Source organism: Sulfitobacter sediminilitoris (genome assembly GCF_010667575.1).
In the GTDB taxonomy this organism is placed as follows: domain Bacteria; phylum Pseudomonadota; class Alphaproteobacteria; order Rhodobacterales; family Rhodobacteraceae; genus Sulfitobacter; species Sulfitobacter sediminilitoris.
This window is the reverse complement of record NZ_JAABNT010000004.1, coordinates 131,775-154,659: the sequence shown is the minus strand read 5'-3', so window position 1 is coordinate 154,659 and position 22,885 is coordinate 131,775. Positions and strand designations below refer to the sequence as shown.

26 protein-coding genes are annotated in these 22,885 nt (G+C 58.7%); 10 read left to right on the top strand and 16 right to left on the bottom strand.

Features of this window, described 5'->3' with window-relative positions:
* A complete protein-coding gene (locus GV827_RS08500) occupies positions 1-1,014 on the bottom strand; it encodes a hypothetical protein (protein ID WP_164353363.1) in 1,014 nt (337 codons plus the stop codon).
* A gap of 76 nt (positions 1,015-1,090) precedes the next feature.
* On the opposite strand from GV827_RS08500, the gene GV827_RS08495 reads away from it, so the two are divergent.
* Positions 1,091-1,564, top strand: coding sequence for a GNAT family N-acetyltransferase (locus GV827_RS08495; RefSeq protein WP_164353362.1), 474 nt, complete (start codon positions 1,091-1,093; stop codon positions 1,562-1,564).
* Here GV827_RS08495 and GV827_RS08490 read toward each other — a convergent pair whose 3' ends face one another.
* The gene (locus GV827_RS08490) at positions 1,565-3,187 is read right to left on the bottom strand and encodes an AMP-binding protein (protein ID WP_164353361.1); all 1,623 of its coding nucleotides are present in this window, start codon (positions 3,185-3,187) and stop codon (positions 1,565-1,567) included.
* Between the two features lie 95 nt (positions 3,188-3,282).
* Between GV827_RS08490 and GV827_RS08485 the strand changes: the two genes are divergently transcribed.
* Together GV827_RS08485 and GV827_RS08480 are read left to right on the top strand one after the other, a co-directional pair.
* Positions 3,283-4,218, top strand: coding sequence for a DMT family transporter (locus GV827_RS08485; protein WP_328823129.1), 936 nt, complete (start codon positions 3,283-3,285; stop codon positions 4,216-4,218).
* On the top strand, positions 4,215-4,862 hold the full coding sequence (locus tag GV827_RS08480; RefSeq protein ID WP_164353360.1) for a sulfotransferase family 2 domain-containing protein: 648 nt from the start codon (positions 4,215-4,217) through the stop codon (positions 4,860-4,862). Before GV827_RS08485 ends, GV827_RS08480 begins: the two co-directional genes overlap by 4 nt.
* 268 nt (positions 4,863-5,130) lie before the next feature.
* Here GV827_RS08480 and GV827_RS08475 read toward each other — a convergent pair whose 3' ends face one another.
* From GV827_RS08475 to GV827_RS08440, 8 genes are all read right to left on the bottom strand, one after another.
* Positions 5,131-7,335 carry a 3-hydroxyacyl-CoA dehydrogenase NAD-binding domain-containing protein gene (locus GV827_RS08475; protein ID WP_164353359.1) on the bottom strand — a complete coding sequence of 735 codons (2,205 nt, stop codon included), beginning with the start codon at positions 7,333-7,335 and terminating at the stop codon, positions 5,131-5,133.
* Between the two features lie 43 nt (positions 7,336-7,378).
* A complete protein-coding gene (locus tag GV827_RS08470) occupies positions 7,379-7,861 on the bottom strand; it encodes a hypothetical protein (protein ID WP_164353358.1) in 483 nt (160 codons plus the stop codon).
* A 4-nt stretch (positions 7,862-7,865) separates the two neighbouring features.
* A complete protein-coding gene (locus GV827_RS08465; RefSeq protein ID WP_164353357.1) occupies positions 7,866-9,077 on the bottom strand; it encodes an acetyl-CoA C-acetyltransferase in 1,212 nt (403 codons plus the stop codon).
* Between the two features lie 26 nt (positions 9,078-9,103).
* A complete protein-coding gene (locus GV827_RS08460; RefSeq protein ID WP_164353356.1) occupies positions 9,104-9,742 on the bottom strand; it encodes a glutathione S-transferase family protein in 639 nt (212 codons plus the stop codon).
* Positions 9,743-10,014: 272 nt separating this feature from the next.
* A complete protein-coding gene (locus GV827_RS08455; protein ID WP_164353355.1) occupies positions 10,015-11,172 on the bottom strand; it encodes an acyl-CoA dehydrogenase family protein in 1,158 nt (385 codons plus the stop codon).
* A gap of 19 nt (positions 11,173-11,191) precedes the next feature.
* Positions 11,192-11,404, bottom strand: coding sequence for a hypothetical protein (locus tag GV827_RS08450; protein WP_164353354.1), 213 nt, complete (start codon positions 11,402-11,404; stop codon positions 11,192-11,194).
* A 48-nt stretch (positions 11,405-11,452) separates the two neighbouring features.
* Positions 11,453-13,234 carry an acyl-CoA dehydrogenase C-terminal domain-containing protein gene (locus GV827_RS08445; RefSeq protein ID WP_164353353.1) on the bottom strand — a complete coding sequence of 594 codons (1,782 nt, stop codon included), beginning with the start codon at positions 13,232-13,234 and terminating at the stop codon, positions 11,453-11,455.
* A gap of 51 nt (positions 13,235-13,285) precedes the next feature.
* Positions 13,286-13,687: a MerR family transcriptional regulator gene (locus GV827_RS08440; protein ID WP_164353542.1), complete on the bottom strand. Its 402-nt coding sequence runs from the start codon at positions 13,685-13,687 to the stop codon at positions 13,286-13,288.
* 303 nt (positions 13,688-13,990) lie between these two features.
* On the opposite strand from GV827_RS08440, the gene GV827_RS08435 reads away from it, so the two are divergent.
* Complete coding sequence (locus tag GV827_RS08435; protein ID WP_235930290.1) at positions 13,991-14,731, top strand: helix-turn-helix transcriptional regulator; 741 nt, start codon at positions 13,991-13,993, stop codon at positions 14,729-14,731.
* A 162-nt stretch (positions 14,732-14,893) separates the two neighbouring features.
* A complete protein-coding gene (locus tag GV827_RS08430) occupies positions 14,894-15,043 on the top strand; it encodes a hypothetical protein (RefSeq protein ID WP_164353351.1) in 150 nt (49 codons plus the stop codon).
* A 3-nt stretch (positions 15,044-15,046) separates the two neighbouring features.
* Here the strand turns inward: GV827_RS08430 and GV827_RS08425 are convergent, their stop codons facing one another.
* Positions 15,047-15,433 (bottom strand): MerR family transcriptional regulator, encoded by a 387-nt coding sequence (locus GV827_RS08425; RefSeq protein ID WP_164353350.1) that lies wholly within the window; start codon positions 15,431-15,433, stop codon positions 15,047-15,049.
* A gap of 121 nt (positions 15,434-15,554) precedes the next feature.
* Between GV827_RS08425 and GV827_RS08420 the strand changes: the two genes are divergently transcribed.
* Genes GV827_RS08420 through GV827_RS08410 form a run of 3 tightly spaced genes read left to right on the top strand, consistent with a single transcriptional unit; the run spans position 15,555 to position 17,853 of the window.
* Positions 15,555-15,971, top strand: coding sequence for a PaaI family thioesterase (locus GV827_RS08420; protein WP_164353349.1), 417 nt, complete (start codon positions 15,555-15,557; stop codon positions 15,969-15,971).
* Positions 15,972-15,974: 3 nt separating this feature from the next.
* Positions 15,975-16,481: a PaaI family thioesterase gene (locus GV827_RS08415; RefSeq protein WP_164353348.1), complete on the top strand. Its 507-nt coding sequence runs from the start codon at positions 15,975-15,977 to the stop codon at positions 16,479-16,481.
* A 1-nt stretch (position 16,482) separates the two neighbouring features.
* On the top strand, positions 16,483-17,853 hold the full coding sequence (locus GV827_RS08410) for an MATE family efflux transporter (RefSeq protein WP_164353347.1): 1,371 nt from the start codon (positions 16,483-16,485) through the stop codon (positions 17,851-17,853).
* Here GV827_RS08410 and arsC read toward each other — a convergent pair.
* Genes arsC through GV827_RS08390 form a run of 4 tightly spaced genes read right to left on the bottom strand, consistent with a single transcriptional unit; the run spans position 17,850 to position 20,009 of the window.
* Positions 17,850-18,194, bottom strand: coding sequence for an arsenate reductase (glutaredoxin) (arsC, locus tag GV827_RS08405; RefSeq protein WP_164353346.1), 345 nt, complete (start codon positions 18,192-18,194; stop codon positions 17,850-17,852). The genes GV827_RS08410 and arsC overlap by 4 nt on opposite strands.
* The gene (locus tag GV827_RS08400; RefSeq protein ID WP_164353345.1) at positions 18,191-19,234 is read right to left on the bottom strand and encodes a quinone-dependent dihydroorotate dehydrogenase; all 1,044 of its coding nucleotides are present in this window, start codon (positions 19,232-19,234) and stop codon (positions 18,191-18,193) included. The genes arsC and GV827_RS08400 overlap by 4 nt, the downstream gene beginning before the upstream one ends.
* Positions 19,231-19,662, bottom strand: coding sequence for a DUF1330 domain-containing protein (locus tag GV827_RS08395; RefSeq protein WP_164353344.1), 432 nt, complete (start codon positions 19,660-19,662; stop codon positions 19,231-19,233). Before GV827_RS08395 ends, GV827_RS08400 begins: the two co-directional genes overlap by 4 nt.
* Positions 19,659-20,009: a DUF952 domain-containing protein gene (locus GV827_RS08390; protein ID WP_164353343.1), complete on the bottom strand. Its 351-nt coding sequence runs from the start codon at positions 20,007-20,009 to the stop codon at positions 19,659-19,661. Before GV827_RS08390 ends, GV827_RS08395 begins: the two co-directional genes overlap by 4 nt.
* A 9-nt stretch (positions 20,010-20,018) precedes the next feature.
* On the opposite strand from GV827_RS08390, the gene GV827_RS08385 reads away from it, so the two are divergent.
* Together GV827_RS08385 and GV827_RS08380 are read left to right on the top strand one after the other, a co-directional pair.
* The gene (locus GV827_RS08385; protein ID WP_204325795.1) at positions 20,019-20,240 is read left to right on the top strand and encodes a hypothetical protein; all 222 of its coding nucleotides are present in this window, start codon (positions 20,019-20,021) and stop codon (positions 20,238-20,240) included.
* 12 nt (positions 20,241-20,252) lie between these two features.
* Entirely contained in the window at positions 20,253-21,809 is a 1,557-nt protein-coding gene (locus tag GV827_RS08380) for a bifunctional metallophosphatase/5'-nucleotidase (protein ID WP_164353341.1), read from the top strand.
* A 51-nt stretch (positions 21,810-21,860) separates the two neighbouring features.
* Here GV827_RS08380 and GV827_RS08375 read toward each other — a convergent pair whose 3' ends face one another.
* Positions 21,861-22,877, bottom strand: coding sequence for a helix-turn-helix transcriptional regulator (locus GV827_RS08375; RefSeq protein WP_164353340.1), 1,017 nt, complete (start codon positions 22,875-22,877; stop codon positions 21,861-21,863).
* Positions 22,878-22,885: the final 8 nt, after the last annotated feature.

Genomic DNA, 22,885 nt, shown 5'->3' with positions numbered 1-22,885 from the left:
TCAGCCGCCACAGATCGCTTGCATTCGGAGCCAGTTCGCATCCGAGATCAGCGGTTCCGTTAGCTTGCCGTTCATCGGGTCACCTTCGATCAGGGCCAGCGTTGTCTCGCCTGTGATATCGCGGGCATAGGCATAGGGTGTGCTGCGCAACGCGGCATTTTCAAACCGTGCAAGCTGGGAGGCAAGGTCTGGCGCGGTCGCGGGCGTGGTCATCAAGTGTTCGGCATAGGCATCAAGGGCCCGGGGTGAAATCTCGCCAGTGGTCAACAACCTGAAATTCTCACGCAGGCCTGCAACCTGCAAAAGATCGCGCAACGGGTCAGAAGCATCGCGACGCGTCAATTCCGTCAGAACATACCCCGCCACGACGTCGGGCTCTTCGAAGTCTTCAATAACACTTCGATCCAGGACAATCAGGTTGCCCGGCAAATGCAGGCTTTCCTGCGTCATTTCGGGCAAGACGGCCAATGCCCCCGCCTGAAGCCGGGACGAAAGCAAAGCAAGGGCAGCCAGACCACCGGGATCGGCGCAGACCGGGCCAGACACCCGTTCTATGCGTTTCAGTAGGGCTGCGCCAATGGCGTCCCGCTTCACTTTGGGTACCACGGTCAACGTATGATCCTGAAGCGCACCGGGCAGCCAGAAGAATGCCAGCCATGCGACCAAAAGAATGGACGTCACAACGCCCAGCCAACGCAGACGCCCGGGCTTGGGTCGCGACTTTTCGATAACACGACGCAGAGTTTCGATGGCCTCGACCATCTCTGTCTCGTTCTCAGGCAGTTCAACAGTCTCGGAGGGGTCACCATCGGGATGAAAGATCGCTGGTGTTTCGTTCGGGTTTGCACGTTCAACGGCGGCCAGCGACCAATGGGCAAGCGCCTGATCCTTGAGATCGCTAATCACCAGCGTTGCGTCGCCAATCGACACAATCACCTCGCGGCGTTGGTCATCCGGGCTGGCACGCCACAGGCCTGTTGCCTCAAGCCGGGCATATTTCTTGAGCGCCGTCATTGGGGTTGCTGGCCTGCCTCTCGTTTTGTGCGTAGTTTAGCATTCAGCGACGTCGGGGCAATCGAAAGTGGACGGTATGAGTGAGTTGGAGATAGTTCAGGCCCGCACCACTGATGTTCCTGCTATTGCGAAGCTTTGGCATGATGGCTGGCATCAGGCGCATGCGGCGATTGTATCGCCCACATTGGTTGCTTCCCGTGTGATGGCGGAATTCACTGAACGGACGGCGGCCCATCTGGATCACACGTTTCTGGCGCGAAACGACGGACAGGTGGCCGGATTCTATGTGCTGGAGGGCGATGAGCTCTATCAGTTTTATGTGGCCGCAGGGTTTCAGGGGCAGGGCATTGCAGCTGCGATGATGGCATCGGTTGAGAACACGCTTGCAGGCCGTGCAGCGTGGCTGGCGTGCAGCGTTGGCAACGATCGGGCGGCCCGATTTTATGAGAAAGCCGGATGGGTGCGGCGGGGTGAAGAAGTCTATCAGGTCGAAACCGCCAAAGGTGCGCAAAGCGTCACCATTTGGCGGTTTGAGAAAGATCTGCGCTGATCAAAGATCGACCGCGAATTTGCGCAACTCGAACTTCTGTATCTTGCCGGTTGAGGTTTTGGGAAGCTCTTGGAAGAAAACCTTTTTGGGGGCCTTGAAACCGGCGAGCGTTTCGCGGGCAAAGGCGATAAGGTCCGCTTCTTCTGTTTGCGATCCGGGCTTCAGCTCCACAAACGCGCAAGGCACTTCGCCCCACTTTTCATCCGGCTTGGCCACGACGGCAGCAAGGTTGACGTCCGGATGGCCCATCAACACGCCCTCGACTTCCACGGATGAGATGTTCTCTCCGCCGGAAATGATGATGTCTTTGGCACGATCTGCAATCTGGATGTAGCCATCCGGATGCTGCACGGCGATGTCGCCGGAGTGAAAGTAGCCGCCCGCAAATGCCTCCTGTGTGGCCTGAGGATTCTTCAGGTAGCCTTTCATAACCGAATTGCCCCGGATCATGATCTCCCCTTGGGTCGTGCCGTCATTCGGTGTCTCTTGCATGTCGGCATCCGTCACAGTGATGTGTTCCATCATTGGCATGGCGACGCCCTGGCGCGCCTTGACGGCCGCGCGGTCGGCTTGATCAAGCCCGTCCCAGTCCTCCGCCCGCCAGATGCATTCGGTCACATGGCCGTAGGTTTCTGTCAGCCCATAAACCTGCGTGACGTTGAAACCCAGCTTTTCAATCTTTGACAGCGTGGCCGGGGCAGGCGGTGCCCCCGCCGTGAACACTTCGACCGTGTGATCGAAAGGACGGCGTTCGGTATCGGGCGCATTGACCAGCATGTTGAGAACGATAGGTGCGCCGCCAAAATGAGTGACCCCTTCGTCCGCAATTGCGTTATAAATATTGGTTGCGGTGATATCGCGGCAGCAGACAAGCGTGCCGCCAATCAGAGGCATCATCCACGTATGGTTCCAGCCGTTGCAATGAAACAGCGGCACAATCTGCATAAACACCGGGTGCAGCACCATTCGCCAAGAGATGACGGTACCCATTGTCATCAGATACGCACCACGGTGGTGATAGACGACACCTTTGGGTCGCCCGGTTGTGCCGGAGGTATAGTTAAGCGCAAGGCTCTCCCATTCGTCCTGCGGCATCTGCCAGTCAAAGCCGATATCGCCGCGTGCCAGCAATTCATCATAGGTCTGATGACGGCCGGTTTTAAGCAACGCAGGGTCGGTGACTTCAATGATCGCCGGGGCGGTGCCGTCCATTTCCCGACAGGCAGCTTCGGCCAGATCCATAAATTCTGTATCGACCAGCACCACCTTTGCGCCGCCATGCTCAAAGATGTAGGTGACGGTCCCAACGTCGAGGCGCGTGTTAATCGTGTTCAGCACCGCCCCGCAGGCTGGCACTCCAAAGTGCGCCTCGGCCTGAGCAGGGGTGTTGGGCAGCAAGGTGGCAACCACATCGCCTGATTTCACACCCATATCGGCCAGGGCGGAGGCCAGCCGCGAGCAACGATCATAGTATTCGGCATAGGTGACGCGGTGGTCGCCATAGATTACGGCCGTGCGATTGGCGAAAACGTCCCGCGCCCGGCGTAAATGCGATAATGGTGTAAGTGGTACGTAGTTGGCGGTGCATTTATCCAGCCCCGTCTCGTCAGGCATCCATCCCATGTCGCATCCTTCCCGAATTGATGTCGTTCTGGCGGTTGAGTATTGCGGCATGGGCGTGACTTTGGAAGGGTGATTTTGAAAACAAGGGAGCACACGTGAGCGCAGACAGCATCAAACCGGGCTTGGCCGCGGTCTCTATCTTGGGCGGTATGGCAACGCTTGGCCTGACCGACAATTTTGTCCCCTACATTTCCGAGCGCGGATCCCTTTGGCAGTTTCATTTCGTCCGGTCGATCATGGCCTTTGGTATTCTCGCGATCGTCATCGCACTTGGCTACGGCAGCCTGCGGGCCAATCGGCCCCTTGCCGTGATCGGGCGCAGCTTCTTTCAGGCCGGTGCGATGCTGATCTATTTTGGCTGCCTGTCTCTGTTGCCCATTGGTGTCGTGGTCGCAGGCCTGTTTACCGCACCTTTGTTTGTCGTGCTGATCTCTATCCTGTTTCAGGGCAAGTCTGTCGGAGCCTTCCGTTGGACAGCGGTCGTGATTGGCTTTGTTGGCGCTTTGATGGTGATCCGCCCTGATCCCGCCGCTCTTGATCCGGTGTCATTCCTGCCTATCGGCGCTGGGCTGCTTTATGCGATCGGTGCTGTCGCGACGCGCGCGTGGTGCGAAGGCGAAACCACCATGACCCTTACCGCCGGGTTCTTTGGCATGCTGGGAGTATTTGGGCTGATTGGCATCTTCACCGTGACCGGTGACGCGCCAGAAGGACATGCAGGCTTTGTGTTGCGAAACTGGGGACCGCTTGATGTCGCAATGGTGTTCTGGTTCGCGGTGCAAGCGGTGGGATCGCTTATCGGAATCGCGCTGATCTTTCGCGGCTACCTGATCGGCGAAGCCAGCCACGTGGCGGTTTTTGAATACTCCCTTCTGGTCTTTGCCAGTTTCTGGGCTTGGGTGCTGTGGGATCAGACAGTGCCTGTCCTTGGCCTTGCCGGAATGGTGCTGATCGCGGTGGCCGGTAGCATCATCGCCTTTCGCAGCAGCACGCCGGTGCCCGCAGGGCGCGTGCCGGAGCCGAACCCGTGATCATCAGCAGAGGCCGTTCGTATATCTTTGTGCATATTCCCAAGACCGGGGGCACCTCGATGGCGCTGGCGCTTGAGGGGCGGGCGATGAAGGACGACATCATGTTGGGCGATACACCCAAGGCACGCAACAGGCGGCGACGGATCAAAGTGCAAGCCTCCTCCGGGCGGCTTTGGAAACACTCAACGCTCGCGGACATTGATGGGCTGGTCAGCGCGGATGAAATTGCCGGGATGTTCACCTTTACCATGGTGCGCAATCCGTGGGACCGGATGGTCAGCTATTATCATTGGCTCAGAGAGCAGACTTTCGATCATCCAGCTGTGCGACTGGCCAAGTCGCTGCCGTTCGAGCGGTTTTTGTCTGATCCGACCAGTCAAGAGGGGCAACGTAGCTGGCCCGCTGCCCGGTATATGACCGATGTCACCGGGACGGAGCGAAGCAGTGCCTATATTCGACTTGAACACTTCAAGACCGACGCCGCGCCCTTGTTCGATCATCTGGGGTTTGAATTGGCCCTGCCACACGAAAACCAGTCCAGTCGCTTTGAAAGCTACCAGTCCTACTACACCCCCAAACTGCGCGACATCGTGGCGGCGTGCTGCGCAGCGGATATTGCACGGTTCGGCTATCAGTTTGAGTAGCCGGTTCTTTCAATGGTTTTAGCGTCTTGATGGTCTATTGTTTCTGTTTCCGGTCTAACCGCTTCAGATGCCGTAGGATTGTTTCCCAATTGGTAACAATCATCCAATAACGCCGTGACCGGGTGCACCGCAGGGTCGTTGGCGGGGCAAGGGGCGAATAGAAACAGGCCAAGTCAATGGAAATGCGGAATCGGCACAGGGTGCTCAAGGCTGGATCAGAAGGAAAAGGGGCGCCGAAGCGCCCCTGATCAGTGCATTCTCATTGCTATCAGGCTGCTGCCTGTGCCTCGCCGCCGAAACGCCCGTAGAACGTCTGATTCTTGGCAGCCATCTCGCGTAGCAGCGCGGGCGGCTCAAAGCGGGGGCCAAATTTCTCGGCCAGCTCTTCGCAGCGCTCCACCGCGTAGGGTGTGCCGATGATGTCGAGCCATGATAGCGGCCCGCCGGTCCATGGTGCAAAACCCCAGCCAAGGATCGCGCCAACGTCACCTTCGCGGATGTCCATCAGAACGCCTTCTTCCAGTGCGCGTACGGCCTCAAGCGCTTGCACGAACATCAGACGGTCCTGCACTTCCTGCAGCTCGGGCTGATTTTCGGCCAGCGGATATTTGTCGTGAATACCTTTCCAATACCCCAGGCGCTTGCCCTTTTCGTCATACTCAAAGTAGCCAGCCTTGGCCTTGCGGCCCAGACGCCCGATGTCTTCCATCCAGACGATCAGATCGTCAGCTTCAGAGGCAGGATATTCGTTGCCCATCGCCGCCTTTGAGGCGCGCATGATCTTGGTCGCCAGATCGATCGAGGTCTCATCGCCCAACTGGATTGGCCCCACGGGGAAGCCCAGCATCTGTGCCGCATTGTCGATCAACACTGGGGCCACACCCTCGGTCACCATGCGCGTCGCCTCGCCACCGTATGGGATGATGCAACGGTTGGCATAGAAGAACCGCGCATCGTTCACGACGATCGGTGTCTTGCGGATCTGGCGGACATAGTCGAGCGCCTTGGCCACTGCGCGGTCGCCGGTTTGCTTGCCCTTGATGATCTCAACCAGCAGCATCCGTTCTACAGGTGAGAAGAAGTGGATGCCGATGAATTGGTCCTGACGTGAGGACGCCTTGGCCAGATCTGTGATCGGCAGGGTAGATGTGTTTGAGGCAAAGATGCAGTCTTCGGAAATGATCGCCTCAACCTTCTTGGTCATTTCAGCTTTGACTTCTGTGTCCTCGAACACCGCCTCAATGATCAGGTCACAGTCTTTCAGCGCATTCAGATCAGGTGTCGCGGTGATCAGGTTCAGCAGCGCCTCTTTCTTCTCCGGCGTTGCTTTCTTACGTGCGATGCCCTTGTCCATGTAGGCTTCTGAATAGGCCTTGCCCTTGTCAGCGGCGGCCTGATCGCGGTCAACCAGCACCACTTCGATGCCAGCCTGAGCAGAGACCAGTGCGATGCCCGCACCCATCATACCGGCACCCAGCACGCCCAGTTTCTTGACGCGTTGATCAGGGATACCTTCAGGACGCACAGCACCCTTTTCCAGTGCTTCCTTGTTCAGGAACAAGGACCGGATCATCGCAGAAGAGCTTGGGTTCATCAGGATTGACGTGAACCAGCGTGCCTCGATCTTGAGCGCGGTATCGAAAGGCACCAGCGCGCCTTCGTAGACCGCCGACAGCAGTGCCTTGGCCGCTGGAAAGGCGCCCTTGGTTTTGCCGTTCACCATGGCGTTGGCACCCACAAAAGTCATGAAGCCTGCAGGATGATACGGCGCACCGCCGGGCATCTTGTAGCCTTTGGCATCCCATGGCTTGACCAGATCGGTGTCCTTGGCGTTCAGCACCCATTCCTTGGCGGCGGCGACCGGGTCTGCGACGACCTCGTCGATGAGACCGGCTTTGGCGGCAGCGGCCGGGGCGACCATCTTGCCTTCCAGCAAGAAGCCCGACGCGGCCATCGCGCCCAGTTTGAACGACAGGCGCGTGGTGCCGCCGGCACCAGGGAAAATGCCAACAAGAATTTCAGGCAGGCCGATACGCGCCTTGGCATTGTCGGCGCAAAAGATCCGGTGCGTGGCCAGCGGCAGTTCCAGACCGATACCCGCAGCGGTGCCTGGCAGGGCTGCGGCAATCGGCTTGCCGCCCTTGTTTGTCTTGGGGTCCATACCCGCCCGCTCGATCTTGCGCAGCAAGTGATGCATCCGCATCGTGCCTTCGAAAAGACCCTTGGCAGGATCGTCGCCTGCGTCCGCCTTGAGCTTGGCAAGCAGGTTCAGGTCCATGCCACCGGCAAATGACCCTTCCTTGCCGGAAGTGATGACGATGCCTTTGATCGCCTCGTCTGCCAGTGCCTCATCGATCAGGGCGTCAAGCTCGCTCAGCCCGTCAATGGACATCACGTTCATTGACTTGTCGGCCACGTCCCAGGTGATTAGGGCAACGCCGTCTGCGTCGGTCTTCATGGTGAAATCGGTCATTGGAGAGGTCTCCTGTGTCTCAGTTGCCCGGCTGTCGCCGGTTTCAATTTGGATCGGGGTCGGATCTACCGTCCGTCCCCCGTGCGTTTTGTGAAAGAACGCGGCCAAAACCATTATCCGGTTGCACCGCGTTGTCGGATTTGCAGACCCACCAATTGCCGTCGATCAGCTGCAAATAGGATTTGACGGGATAGGGTGTTTCAACAACCTGCGTGCCAGCCAGCATCCGCGTCTCATGCGTTCCTACGATTTCAGTCGCAGACAGGAATTCTGCCGAAATACAGGTGCGCACATAATCGGTGACGCCGGTTTTGGCGAAATGCCAGCGAATACTGTCAAATAGCACTCGCAGTTCGCCCATGGTGTTGACCTGAACCTTCGGTCCATAGCTCGACGCCTCATGTGGCACCCGGATCATCTGCGCATATGCGTCGAAATCGTCCGCTTCATAAGCGCTAGAAAGTCGGTCAAGGAGATCCTGATAGAAATCCTTGGCCTGCGCGTTTGATGAAACGTCCGAAGTCACTGTCTTATACCCGCTCGATTACGGTCGCGGCGCCCATACCGGAGGCGATGCAAAGCGTGGCGAGACCGACTTCCTTGTCCGCACGCTCCAACTCGTCCAGCAGCGTGCCGATGATCATCGCACCGGTCGCGCCCAGCGGGTGGCCCATGGCGATCGAGCCGCCGTTCACGTTGACCTTTTCATGCTCAACGTTGAAAGCATCCATGAAGCGCATCACGACAGAGGCAAAGGCCTCGTTCACCTCGAACAGGTCGATGTCCTTAATGTTCATACCGTTCTCGGCCAGCACCTTTTCTGTCACGGGCACAGGTCCGGTCAACATGATTGTAGGGTCGGTGCCGATCTTGGCGGTGGCCTTGATCCGAGCGCGGGGCTTCAGCCCGTATTTCTCCCCGAATTCCTTGTTGCCGATCAGCACGGCAGCGGCCCCGTCCACGATGCCGCTGGAATTGCCCGCGTGGTGGATGTGGTTGATCCGCTCAAGGTGCGGGTACTTCAGCATCGCCACCTTGTCGAAGCCCGGCATGACCTCGCCCATCTGCTGGAACGCAGGGTTGAGAGAGCCGAGCGATTGCATGTCGGTCTGCGGGCGCATGTATTCGTCGTGATCAAGGATTGTGAGACCGTTCTGGTCCTTGATCTGGATGACGGATTTCGCAAAGCGGCCATCATCCCAAGCGGCCTTGGCGCGCTTCTGGCTTTCGACGGCCAGCGCATCCGCGTCGTCGCGGGAATAGCCGTACTCTGTCGCGATGATGTCAGCGGAGATACCCTGCGGGACGAAGTACTGCTCCATCGCCAGCGTCGGGTCCACGGCAATGGCCGCCCCGTCTGAGCCCATCGCAACGCGGCCCATCATCTCAACGCCCCCTGCGATATAGGCCATCCCGGCACCGCCCTTCACCTGGTTCGCAGCAAGGTTCACAGCTTCCATACCGGAGGCACAGAAACGGTTGATGGCAAGGCCCGGAATGCTCTCATCCAGATCGGAAGCCAGCACGGCGGAGCGCGCGAGACAGCCGCCCTGTTCCATCACCTGCGTGACGTTGCCCCAGATCACATCCTCAACGGCGTGACCTTGAAGGTTGTTGCGTTCCTTCACGGCGTTCAGCGTCTGGGCCGACAGGCGCAGGGCAGTGACTTCGTGCAAAGAACCGTCCTTGCGGCCCTTGCCGCGCGGTGTGCGCAGGGCGTCGTAGATATAGGCGTCGGTCATTGGGATACTCCGATTTTTCTTGTGTATCAGGCGCGGTCAGCGGGGCTGCCGGGCATCAGGTCATAGGGGGCTTTCCAGCCCGGTTGTTCTGCGATGCGTGAAAGCCACGCGTCGATGTTGTGCCATTCGGCACGGTTAAACCCGAAGGGTTCGGGATAAAAAAGATAGCCACAGCAGGTCAGGTCAGCATTGGTGATGCTGTCGCCGACGATCCAGTCGCGGCCCTGAAGGTGGCTGTTCAACACTTCGTAGGCGGCCTTGAGGCGGCCAAGATTGAAGCCGATGACTTCCTTGGGCTGTTTGTCTTCTGGCAGAAAGTTCATCAGGAAACGGGTCATTCCGGCCATCGAACTAAGCTTGTGATTGTCCCAAAGGATCCAGCGCAGGATCTCGCGCCGTTCAGCCGCATCCTTGCCGCCGAACTTGCCGGATTTTTCCGAAACATAGTCCTGAATGACACCCGACTGCGTCAGCCGCACATCACCGTCGATCATCACCGGCGCTTCACCCATAACATTGAGCTCATTGCGGAATTCAGACGTTCGGCCCTGACCGCCGAAAAAGTCTATCTTGACCGGCTCCCAATCCAGCCCGGAAAGCTCAAGCGCGAGCGCGGCCTTGTATGAATGCCCGGATTCGCCGAAGCAGTGCAATTTAATGGTCATTGGGTGGTTCCTTTCTGGACTGTCCTATTCGGGGGTTTCACACCCCCGGACCCCCGTGGAATTGTATTGGAAAGATGAAGCGCGATTCAGATATCATTAACTTTGATGGCGCAAGCTGACAGGGCCCGGCATGCTGGAAAGATAACCCGGGTGAAAGGTGAAGCCCTGCTGCGCCGCAGACCTCTTTTTGGTGCGGCGTGGCGGGGTGGACTCCACCGTCCGGCTTCATCTTGCCAATACAATTCAATTGCGACATCTCCCCGCGCGCACCGTCAAAGGTTGCGCGCAATCAGTTCCTTCATGATCTCGTTGGTACCGCCGTAGATGCGCTGCACACGGGCATCGGTCCACATCTCGCCGATGGCGTATTCCTGCATGAAACCGTAGCCGCCGTGCAGTTGCAGACACTCATCCAGCACCTCGCCCTGCGTATCGGTCAGCCAGTATTTCGCCATCGCCGCGCGGTCCACTGTCAGCTCACCGCGCAGATGCTCGGCAATGCACTGATCTAGAAAGGCACGCGCGACGGTCGTCTTGGTCTTGGACTCGGCGAGTTTGAACCGGGTGTTTTGGAATTGCGTGAGCGGGCCGCCAAAAGCCTCGCGCTCTTTGCAGTATTTGATCGTCCGCTCAACGGCACCTTCCATCGCGCCCACGGCTTCGCAGGCAATGATCAGGCGTTCCTGCGGCAACTGCTGCATCATCTGGTAAAAGCCTTTGCCTTCTTCACCGCCAAGGATATTTTCTGGCGGGATTTCGACGTTGTCGAAGAAAAGCTCCGAGGTGTCAGAGGCGTGCTTGCCGATTTTCTCAAGGTTTCGACCGCGCTGGAAACCTTCCGCGCCCTCAGTCTCGACGACCACAAGGCTCACGCCTTTTGAGCCTTCCTTAGGGTCTGTTTTGGCCGCGACGATGATCAGATCGGCGTGTTGGCCATTGGTGATGAATGTTTTCTGACCAGACAGGCGGTAGGCGTTTCCGTCCTTGATCGCCTTGGTCTTGATGTTCTGCACATCTGATCCGGTGGAAGGTTCGGTCATGGCCAGCGCGCCGACCATCTCGCCCGAGACCATCTTGGGCAGCCAGCGTTTTTTCTGCTCTTCCGTTCCATAGGCCAGCACATAATGCGCCACGATGCCGGAATGGATGCCGTTGCCCCAGCTTGCCAGATTGGCCCGCGCGGCTTCGATGTAAATGGCGGCCTCATGTCCGAAATCGCCGCCCGCGCCGCCGTATTCCTCGGGGATCGACGCGCAAAGCAGACCCAGTTCGCCAGCCTGGTTCCAGGTGTCGCGGTCCATCTCGGACTGCTTGCGCCACTTCTCGAACTTGGGGGCCCATTCCGTGTTGATGAAATTAGCGGCCATGTCCGCGATCATCTGGTGTTCTTCGGTCATCCAGCTGGATGCGATCGGTGCCAGGTCTTTCATCTGGTGCTCCCTCGTTTGATCATTTCTTGCGGTCTTCAAGTTCCGAGTTGAACAGGCGCAAACGCGCAATCAGGTTCTCCTCGTGGGTCACGGAATTGAAGTTCTCAAAAAGAAAGGACAATGCCTCGCCCTCGTCCAGACCTGCGTCGGCGCTGAATTTCTTCAGCGCGCGGTAGCCGTCTTCTGTCATGGCGACAGGAAAACGGCGGGTCAGTCGAAAGCGTTTGGGCATTGTCCCTCCGGCGTTTGTGTTGGGTGGGGACGTTCCCCACCGCAGATTTTAGAAGTTCGCGGCATCCAGTGCCATCACCGTGTCCGCACCAGATTGGATACGGGTCAGGTGCAGCGCCGTCGCAGGCAGTTGACGTGCCATGTAGTAGCGACCGGTGTTCAGCTTTGTCTCGTAGAACGCGACGTCACTGGCACCATTTGCCAAAGCTTCCTTGGCGGCAATGCCCATCTTAGCCCACATCAGGCCAAGGCAGACGTGACCGAACATGTGCATGAAGTCGTTTGAACCTGCCAGCGCGTGGTTGGGGTTCTTCATGCCGTTCTGCATGAAGAACATACCAGCGGCCTGCAGATCCTTGCTTGCTGCTTTGAGCGGCTCCATGAATGCCTTGTCGAACTCTGCATCCTTGCCTGAGTTGTCCTTGATAAAGGATTTGACCAGATCAAAGAACGCCATCACGTGCTTGCCGCCGTCCTGCGCCAGCTTGCGCCCTACAAGGTCAAGCGCCTGAACGCCGTTCGCCCCTTCGTAGATCATTGCAATACGGGCGTCGCGGGTGAACTGTGACATACCCCATTCTTCCACGTAGCCGTGTCCGCCGTAGACCTGCTGTGCCTTCACGGTCATGTCGTAGCCGACGTCGGTCAGGAAACCCTTGATCACAGGCGTCAGCAGCGAGACCAGACCGTCCGCGTCCTTGTCCTCGGACCGGTGGGCCGCGTCGATCATAGTAGCACCCCACAGGATGAACGCACGCGCGCCTTCGGCAAAGGACTTCTGATCCATGAGTGAGCGGCGGATATCGGGATGTACGATCAGCGGATCGGCAGGTTTGTCAGGTGCTTCCGCTCCTGTTACCGCACGACCCTGCAGGCGGTCCTTGGCATATTCCAGCGCGTTCTGATACGCGACTTCGGCCTGCGCGAGACCCTGCATGCCCACGCCCAGACGCGCTTCGTTCATCATGGTGAACATCGCCCGCATGCCCTTGTGCTCTTCGCCCAAAAGGTAGCCGGTCGCGTCGTCGTAGTTCATCACGCAGGTGGAGTTGCCGTGAATGCCCATCTTTTCCTCGATGGAACCAACGGTGGCGCCATTACGCTCGCCCAAAGAGCCATCCTCGTTCACAGCGAACTTTGGCACAATGAACAGCGATACACCCTTGATGCCTTCCGGGCCGCCTTCGATCTTGGCCAGCACCAGATGGATGATGTTGTCGGCCATGTCATGCTCGCCCGACGAGATGAAGATCTTCTGGCCTGTAATCTTGTAGGAACCATCCGCCTGCGGAACCGCCTTGGTGCGCATCAGACCCAGATCGGTGCCGCAATGTGGCTCTGTCAGATTCATGGTGCCGGTCCATTCGCAGGACACCATCTTGGGCAGGTAGGTATCTTTCTGCTGGTCAGTGCCGTGGGCGAGGATCGCAGAGGCCGCACCGTGGGTAAGCCCCTGATACATGGTGAACGCCTGATTGGCAGAGGAGAAATACTCGCCCACCGCGGTGCCCATCACGTAGGGCATGCCCTGACCGCCGTATTGCTCTGGCATGTCGAGGCCGGTCCAGCCGCCTTCGCGGACCTGGTCAAAGGCTTCCTTGAAACCTTTGGGCGTGTAGACCACGCCATTTTCGAGACGGCAGCCTTCCTTGTCGCCGACCATGTTCAGGGGCGCGACGACCTCGGCGGTCAGCTTGCCGGCCTCTTCGAGGATGGCGGACGTGAAATCTGGCTCAAGATCTTCGTAGCCGGGGATCTTGGCTTCGTTCACCTTCAGCACGTCGTGAAGGACGAACTGCATGTCTTTGGTCGGAGGGGTGTAAGATGGCATAGGTTTCTCCCTAAGGTTCTGTTCGCATGTTTTCAGGAAAGCGGCCGGCGGTTACTCCGCCGCGCTACGGGTTTGCTTCATGGAGGCGATCATCTTTTCCCCCCATTTCAGTTGTTCCTTCAGGTCGTCGATGGCCTGATCCAGCTCTGCGCGCTGGGTTTCCATATCGGCCAGACGTTCGCGCGCAATATCGTAGGCGCGGGCAATCTGAGTCTGCTGCTGGTCACCCATGTGATACAGGTCCAGAAGCTGGCGAATTTCCTCAAGGCTAAAGCCGAAGCGCTTGCCGCGCAGGATCAGCTTGAGCCGCGCACGATCACGCTTGGTGAACAGGCGCTTCTGGCCCTCCCGCTTGGGAAACAGCAGCTCTTTTGCTTCGTAAAACCGAAGCGTTCGTGGGGTGACATCAAAGGCGTCACACATTTCGCGAATTGTCATCATATCGCTGGTCATCTCATCTACTTTCGTCACTTGGAACATCGTATTGACGGTCATGTGTGACGTTTCAGAGATTCTTACAACACCCCATAAGGTTGACGTAACCAATACGTAACGTCACTTCTAAAGTTTACGTAGCTAGACCCTTGGTAAGGCGGGAATTCCTGAACTTTGATGGAATGAGCAAGAAATGGCCGGTCACGACGACATGGGCCAAATAGCGGTAGAAATGAGGTCAAAGGAGTGTTTTCGGCAACAAATGACGAGGTTAAATTGTTCTGCTATTGTTGGAACGACTGTAATTCTAAGGGCTGCATGATGCAGGGGATTCCGCTGCAAGAATTCATCGCACACTGTAAAGATATCGAACGCCTGCGGGATCTATGGTGCGCAGCGTTGGATTTCTTTCATAGCCGCGGCATCGCAATGGTCAGCTATCACAGCGATGACGCAGAGGCGCCCGGCGCGGCGCCTCTGGCTATTGTGGAAGACGGTTTTCCCCGCGACTGGGTCAGCAAGTACATTGATGGTAATCTGAGCCGTATTGACCCCATTCCTGAACTTGCGGCCAAGCTGAACCGCCCTTTCCGTTGGTCCGAGGCTGGCGAGCTTGCCGCGCTGACTGAAGATCAGAAACACTACATGCAGCTTTTGGCGGCGGCGAAACTAGGCGACGGGCTGGCAATGCAGGTTTATGGGCCCAATATGCGGAATGCCTACATCGAACTTGGCTTTGGCGCCAATACGGCTGAGCTGAGCGCGCAGGATATATCAGAACTGCGATGTGCCGCACAGATGGCGCATCTGCGCTATTGCGAAATCACCGCAGACCGTCAGCACCGTGCAGAGCTTTCTCCCATAGAGCTGGAAGTTTTGCGATGGATCGCGGAAGGTAAGAGCAACTCGGTTATTGCCGACATTCTGGGTATCTCGCGCCATACTGTGGATACGATGACGCGGCGCATGTTCGAAAAGCTTGAGGTCCACGACCGCACGTCGGCGGCAGTCCGGGGGCTTGGATCGGGTCTTTTGCACTACAGACACCAGCAGGCGGGTTGAAGCGTCACGCAACTGCGTGACATGCAAAACGCTTTAATCGTGACAATAAGGCAGGCAAAGACCCCCAGTTTTTCAACTTCTATGCGCCCGAGGTGCTTGATGCCCGTTTCGAACACTATTTGTCCTACAGCCGATGCTGCGTCCCTTGAGGGCGTAAAGGCCTTGTCACAAGCCGAGCAGTTGGTTGAAGTCTCGGTTTATGAACTCGCCGATAAACTGCCCAGCGAAATGATTGGACAGCTGGTGAATATTGCGGCAGGGATCAAAGAGGTGGCCCTCGAAATCGAGCGTTACTTTGTCCGCGCTCAGTAGGGATCAGGTCTTGCTTTTCTGGCTTTCGAGGAACTTTGCCGACTCGGCCCGAAGCGCCTGTAGCTCGTCGATGGCCTCATCAAGCTGTGCGCGCTGTTCGGCTAGCTCTTCCAACTGCTCACCTGAAAGCGTCATCCACGCCTCGATCTGACTGACGGTTCCTTCTTTTTCGCGGATCAGCAGCCACTGGCGGATTGTCTCCAACGGAAACCCAAACTTTCGGCCCCGCAGGATCAGCTGCATCCGGCCCCGTTCCCGCGCGCCGTAATAACGTGCACGGCCTTCGCGATCTGGTTGCAGCAGTTCGATGTACTCATAGTACCGCAGCGTGCGCGGTGTGACATCGAATTCGGCACACATCTCTTTGAATGTGAGGCGGTCGTCAGCCATGGTCATTCACTCCCTTACCCGCAAGCTAAGACGATGCCGAGCCAAGCGCAACAGGTGGCCTTGCCCTTTGCAAGGCTTATGCAGATAAAGGAAAAAAATCGCCCAAAGGACCCAATGCAACATGGCTGACAAGATCAAGATAGCCAGCCAGTTCATTCAGGCTCTGCCACACGCCCGCGCCCTTGGCATGGAGCTGGAAAAGCTCGAAGGTGGGGTGGCGACCATCTCGATGCCCTATTCCGAAAAGCTGATAGGTGATCCGGCCACGGGTGTGGTGCACGGTGGTGCTGTCTCGGCTCTGATGGATACCTGTTGCGGCGCGGCGGTAATGAGCCATCCCAATAACCTTGCGCATACTGCGACAATTGACCTGCGCATCGAGTATCTGCGTCCGGCAACTCCCGGCCAACGCATCACGACAACGGCAACGTGTTACCACGTGACCCGGTCTGTCGCTTTCGTCCGCGCGACAGCCTCCGACGAAGACGACAAGACCCCGGTCGCAATGGCCACCGGCACCTTCACGGTGGGGAGCTGAGCCATGAAAAAACGTCCAGAGCACGTACAGGTGGTCAAACAGCGGCGTGATGCAGTGCTGCGCACACTGGTCGAAAAAGTCCCGTATATTCAGTTCCTCGGCATAGAGTTCGAGCGGCGCGGAGATGAGCTGACCGGTATTCTGCCCTTCAAGGACGAGCTGATCGGGAACCCGATGCTGCCCGCCTTGCACGGAGGTGCAACTGCAGCGTTTCTAGAGGTTACAGCCATTATCTGCCTCAGTTGGAGCTTTCTTTGGGAAGACATGGAAAGCGGCGCACTCGATATCGAGAATCTGGACCGCGATCATCTGCCGCGCCTGCCCAAGACGATTGATTTCACCGTCGACTACCTGCGTTCTGGCCTGCCGCGCGACGGGTATGCACGGGCAGAGATCACCCGCGCCGGGCGCCGCTATGCAAGTGTGCGCGTGCAGGCATGGCAGGACAACCGGATGCGCCCTTATGCCCAAGCCACGGGCCACTTCGTAATGCCGCAACGAAAGAGTTGAGGTGACCGAGGCCATCGACGACACGGAAGTGCGGGCGATCAAGACGGGCGCGCTGGAAGCCAAAGATGTCGTCACGCACCGCCGGGTGCTGAATATTGCCCTGCCGATCGTCATCTCGAACGCCACCGTTCCGATACTTGGCGCAGTGGACACCGGTGTCGTGGGTCAGATGGGCGCTGCTGCACCAATCGGCGCTGTCGGTATCGGTGCCATCATCCTGTCTGCGTTCTACTGGTTCTTCGGGTTCCTGCGCATGGGCACCGTGGGCCTTACCGCCCAAGCATCAGGCGAAGGGGATAAAGCCGAAGTCGCCGCGCTTCTGACCCGTGGTTTGATGATTGGTCTGGGTGCCGGACTTGTCGTGATCACCTTGCAGATCCCGCTGCTTTGGGCGGCTTTCTGGGTCTCTCCGGCGTCAGCGGAGGTCGAGCAATTGGCCCGGACCTACATGTCTATCCGCATCTGGTCTGCACCCGCTGCGATTGCCATGTACGCAATAACTGGCTGGTTGATCGCGCAGGAACGCACGCGCGCCGTGCTGGTGATCCAGCTTTGTATGAACGGGCTGAACATCGGGCTTGATCTGTGGTTTGTCCTTGGCCTTGGCTGGGGCGTCGAAGGCGTGGCCATAGCAACCTTCATCGCCGAGTGGAGCGGCGCGGCGCTGGGCCTTTGGTTCTGCCGTGCGGTATTTCGCGAGGCCTATTGGCGCACCTGGGCACAGGTCTTTGACCGGTTGCGCTGGGTGCGGATGATGCGGCTGAACACCGATATCCTGATCCGGTCGCTGTTGCTGGAGGCGATGTTCGTGTCGTTCCTTTTCATCGGCGCGGACATGGGCGATGTGACGCTGGCTGCCAATCAGGTGCTGATGCAATTCCTGATGATCACCGCCTATGGACTTGACGGCTTTGCATTTGCCGCCGAAGCATTGGTGGGCAAGGCCTTTGGCGCGCGCCAGCGACAGGTGCTTAGGCGCGGCGCGCTGCTGGCTTCATTCTGGGCTGGTGTCATGTCGCTGGCTCTGGTCGCGGTATTCGCATTGGCGGGGCCACTTATCATCGACCTGATGGCCAAGGCCCCTGACGTGCAGGCAGCGGCACGCATCTATCTGCCCTATATCCTGCTGGTCCCGCTGACCGGCAGTGCGGCATTCATGCTTGATGGGATATTCATCGGGGCCACCCGCTCGCGTGACATGCGCAATATGATGGCCGTCTCGTTCGTGATTTACGTGATTGCGGTGCTCTCGCTGGTGCCGCTCTTTGGCAATCATGGCCTGTGGGCAGCGATGCTGATCGCCTTCGTGGCGCGAGGTGTGACCCTTGGGCTGAAATACCCTGGACTTGAGCGGTCCGTGAGCGCCGCCTAGAGCAGGTCGCGCACACGTTCCGGCGGACGCCCGATGACCGCACGATCGCCGCAGATCGCGACGGGCCGTTCGATCAGGATCGGGTGGGCCGCCATTGCCGCGATCAATGCATCCTCGTCCGAGGTTTTGGTCAGCCCAAGCTCTTTGATGATTTTTTCGCCGGCACGCATCATGTCAATCACAGGCGGGGTGCCCATCGCTGCGCGAACTGCTTCGATCTCTGTCCGGTTGGGCGCGTCCTCAAGATAGCGGCGCACGGTAATCTCTGCGCCCGCCTCTTCCAGCAGCGCAAGCGCCTGCCGTGATTTCGAACAGCGCGGGTTGTGCCAAAGCGTGATCATAGCCAGTCTTCCTTCTTGCTGCCGACCGCCTCCGCGACAGTCTCAAACCCGTCGCGTGCCAGCAAGCGGTCAAGGCCCCGCGCGATGTCGGCCACCAGCGATATGCCCCCGTACACCAAGGCGGTGTAAAGCTGCACCGCACACGCCCCCGCACAGATTTTCGCATAGGCCTGTTCAGCCGACCCAACGCCGCCCACACCGACCAGCGGGATTTCCGTGAGCGTGGATAGCCGTGCCAGCACGCGGGTTGATTTCTCAAACAGCGGCGCGCCGGACAACCCGCCTGCCTCGTTCCGGTGCCCGCTGCGCAGCCCTTCGCGATCCAGTGTCGTATTGGTGGCGATGATCGCGGCAACGCCCGCCGCCTCCGCGACCTCGGCCACATCAGCAATCTCGGCTTCGGTCAGGTCGGGGGCGATCTTGAGGAACACCGGTGTCGCGCCCCGGACCTCCATCACCCCTTCAAGCAAAGCACCAAGGGCCGCCTTGCCCTGCAAATCGCGCAGCTTTTCTGTGTTGGGGGAGGATACATTGACCGTCGCGAAATCCACGTGATCGCGTGCCGCGACCATCACCTTTGCGAAATCTGCCGCTCGGTCCGTGCTGGTCTTGTTCGCGCCAAGGTTCAGTCCCACCGGTATCCCCGCCCCGCGAGAGGCCAACCGCGCGCAAATTGCGTCGGCACCGTCGTTGTTAAAGCCGAACCGGTTGATGGCAGCCTGATCTTCGGTCAGTCTGAACAACCTTGGCTTTGGGTTGCCGGGTTGGGGCAGGGGCGTGGCAGCGCCCACTTCGATAAATCCAAATCCCGACCGCGAGAGCGGCGCCACAGCCGTTGCATTCTTGTCAAACCCGGCAGCAAGGCCAACGGGGTTCAACAGCTCCATCCCTGCCAATGTTGTCTTGAGGCGTGGAGACGTGACCGGGCCGGGTGCGGGTGCCAGCCCAGCCTGCAAGGCCCGGATCGCCAGCCCATGCGCTGCTTCGGGATCAAGCCTGCGCAGCGCGGAAAGACCTAGACGCTCCAGCAGGGCGTTCATGCAAAACGGTCCCCGGCACCTGCATTCTGCGTTCGGATGAGGCGCGAGGTTTTAACAGCCGCCTGACGATGCACCACCGCTTTGCGATAGTCGGGGTCGGATATCATGGCCAAAAACGCATGGGCGTTGGGATAACGCGCGATGAACATGGCGTCCCACGTTTCATCCTGTGGGCCGATCAGCGTCGTCTCAAACTGTCCCCGCCAGATGATGTCGCCGCCGACCTTTTTGAGAATAGGCGCAGTTTCCTTGCCATAAAGCCCGTATGCTTCGGCCCCGGTCAGCCCGTCACGGGCAAGTTCGTGATCGCCGTCGTAATTCGCCAGATCGTTGAAGCGCACGAGGTTGAGCATGTTCAGCTCGGTCTCGCGGTCGAGCGCCTTGAAAGCCTCGAACTGCGCGCGGTCGGGGTCAATGTAGCGGGTCATCGGCTGGCGTCCTCCAGTCCGGGCGGGAATTGATGCCCGCCGCCTTTCAGGGGCAAGGGCTGGGCCCAGACGACATCTTCCATCGACAATTTCCGGTAGAGGTGCGGGAAAAGGTCATCGTTGCGGGACTTTTCCCATTTCAGCGCATCGCCCGCGGCTTCGGCATCCACGGCGATGAGGAAGAGGCCCTCGGCTCCGGCGAAGTGCTTGGCCGCTGTTTCAGCGGCCTGCGCTGCGGTCGAAAAGTGCACGTAGCCGTCCGCGAGGTCAATCGGCGCGCCCGCGGTTTCGCCGGTACGGCGCAGGTCCTGCCATTCCACGGTACGGAAAATCTTGTAGATCAACATAATGACGTGATGCCCCGCGCCCCGTTGGGGGTCAAGATGTCAAAGATCATCCACCTTCGATGGCTGACCCTGCCTTTGCAGTTTTTCGCGCAGGTCAATTTGCGCGAGGTGCCGCGCGCTGCTCACGCAGGCACCGCTTGGGCAAAATATCGGCTAACGCCACGGCACGGAGGGCATAACTTCTTTGACAGCCCCGAACCCCCGCGCCACGATGGTTTGATTACAACCTGATGGGGAAAACCAATGAAACGATTCCTGACAAGCGTTGCCGCCCTAGGCCTGATGGCCGGTGCCGCCGCTGCTGACTACACCCTTACGATTCTGCACACCAACGACTTCCATGCGCGGTTCGAACCGATCAGCAAATATGACGGACCCTGCTCGGCTGAGGACAATGGCGAGGGCAAGTGCTTTGGCGGCTCCGCCCGACTGATGACAGCCATCGAAGAGGCGCGCAGCCGGACAAACAATTCCATCCTTGTCGATGGCGGGGACCAGTTTCAGGGCACGCTTTTCTACACCTATTACAAGGGCGCACTGGCGGCCGAGATGATGAACCAGATGGGTTATGATGCGATGACTGTGGGCAACCACGAATTCGATGATGGCCCCGAGGTGCTGAAGGGATTCATGGATGCGGTCAACTTTCCGGTCCTGATGTCCAACGCCGATGTCTCTGGCGAGCCGCTGCTGGCCGGAAAGCTCGCGAAATCCACGATCATCGAGCGTGGTGGCGAAAAACTGGGTCTGATTGGCCTGACGCCACAGGACACGGATGAACTGGCTTCCCCCGGTCCCAACATCACCTTTACCGATCCCGTTCAGGCCGTTCAGGGCGAGGTCGACAAGCTGACCGCCGAAGGCGTGAACAAGATCATCGTTCTCAGCCACTCTTCCTACGCGGTGGATCAGCGCGTCGCTGCCGAGACGACAGGTGTTGACGTGATCGTGGGTGGGCACTCCAATACGCTGCTCAGCAACACTAATGAACGCGCCGAGGGACCATATCCAACCATGGTCGGCAATACGGCCATCGTACAGGCATATGCCTATGGCAAGTTCCTGGGAGAGCTGAACGTCACCTTCAACGACGCGGGCGAGATCACCGAAGCCGTGGGTGAGCCACTGGTGATGGATGCCGCCGTGACCGAGGATGAAGGCACCGTCGCGCGTATCTCAGAAGCTGCTGGCCCGCTGGAGGAAATTCGCAACAGGGTCGTGGCGCAGACGAATGAGGCCATCGGCGGAGACCGTGCTGTCTGCCGCGCGATAGAATGCACCATGGGCAACCTGATTGCCGATGCAATGCTGGCGCGTGTGGCCGATCAGGGCATTCAGGTTGCAATCCAGAACGGCGGGGGTATCCGCGCCTCCATCGACGCAGGCGAAGTGACAATGGGCGAAGTGCTGACCGTGCTGCCGTTCCAGAACACGCTTTCGACCTTCCAGGTGACGGGCGCTACGCTGGTCGAGGCGCTTGAAAACGGGGTAAGCCAGATCGAGGAAGGCGCTGGCCGCTTTCCGCAGGTGGCGGGCATGTCCTATGCCTTTGACTCAAGCCAACCCGCGGGCAGCCGCATCAGTGACGTGATGGTCGGTGGCGCGCCCATCGAGATGGACAAGACCTACGGCGTTGTGTCCAACAACTACGTCCGCAATGGTGGCGACGGCTACAAGATGTTCCGCGATGCGGAAAATGCATATGACTTCGGCCCCGATCTGGCGGATGTTACGGCGGAATACCTGGCCGAGAATGCGCCCTACAAGCCCTACACGGATGGCCGGATAACGGTGAAGTAGGCCAGTTCGAGTGAATTCAGGAAGGGCGTTGCCGCAGGGCTGCGCCCTTTCTTAATGCCTGTCGCGATAACTCGCCGGTGACTGCCCATAGACCCGCTGAAATTCCCGGTAGAAATTCGAACGGGTCAGGAACCCCGATTGCGTCATGATCTTGGTCACCGGTGCATCCGTTTCCCGCAAAAGTTCTGCCGCATGTTCAAGGCGAAACCGGTTGACGTACTGCGAGATGTTTGTGCCCTGGCTCTGATTTATCGCTGCTGACAGCGTACGTTCAGGGACGTGAAGTCGACGGGCAAGACGCTGCACGGACAAGTCTGGATCAAGATAAAGCTTGGTGCGCTCCAAGAGTGCGCGGGCGTTCGCGTCGACCGCGTCAGCGTCGCTTGATGCAGGTCGTGCTGTCTGTGGTTTTGCGGATCCGGTAGCGGCCAGAAGGGTCGGCAGACTTGCCAGCATCACCAATAAAAAACCGATCAAAAGAACGCTGCCAAAGGTGATCAATGCCGAAGCGCGGAGTTCTGCATCCATCGCAAAGCTGAGCGCAATCGCGGTGTCCATCAGCAAGATCACTGCCAGCAACCCCGCGGCTGACAGCATCCAGCGTGTGATATGCGGGGCAATGTCGAGACGGGCGTGGATCAGGTGGTCCGGTCCTTTGCGCCACAGTCGGATAAGCGCAGCAAGGTAAAAAAGGTAGCTGGTCGTAATCGCCCAGTCGAAACCGGGCATATCGGACGGCAACAGCAGAAAGACGATATTCGCGATAATCGCCACGCCCAGATGAACCGCGGCCTGCTGGCGCAGGATTTGCGCCGAAACCGCAAGGGACAGAAAACCCAGATACATCAGTGGTCCAGTAAAGAGCGGCAGCATCCGCTGTACCACGGTGAACCTGTCAATGCCGTAGCCAAAGCGCAGACCCACCAGTACGGCCGCCAAGGCGAATGTCAGGAATAACCCTACAAAACACACCCGCGCCGCACCACGCCCCAGATCAAGCCGCCAGAGCAGGGCCGCGATCACCAGACAGAGCAGCGCCGACAGCATCGGCAACGGGAGGTGCAGCATGTTCTGTC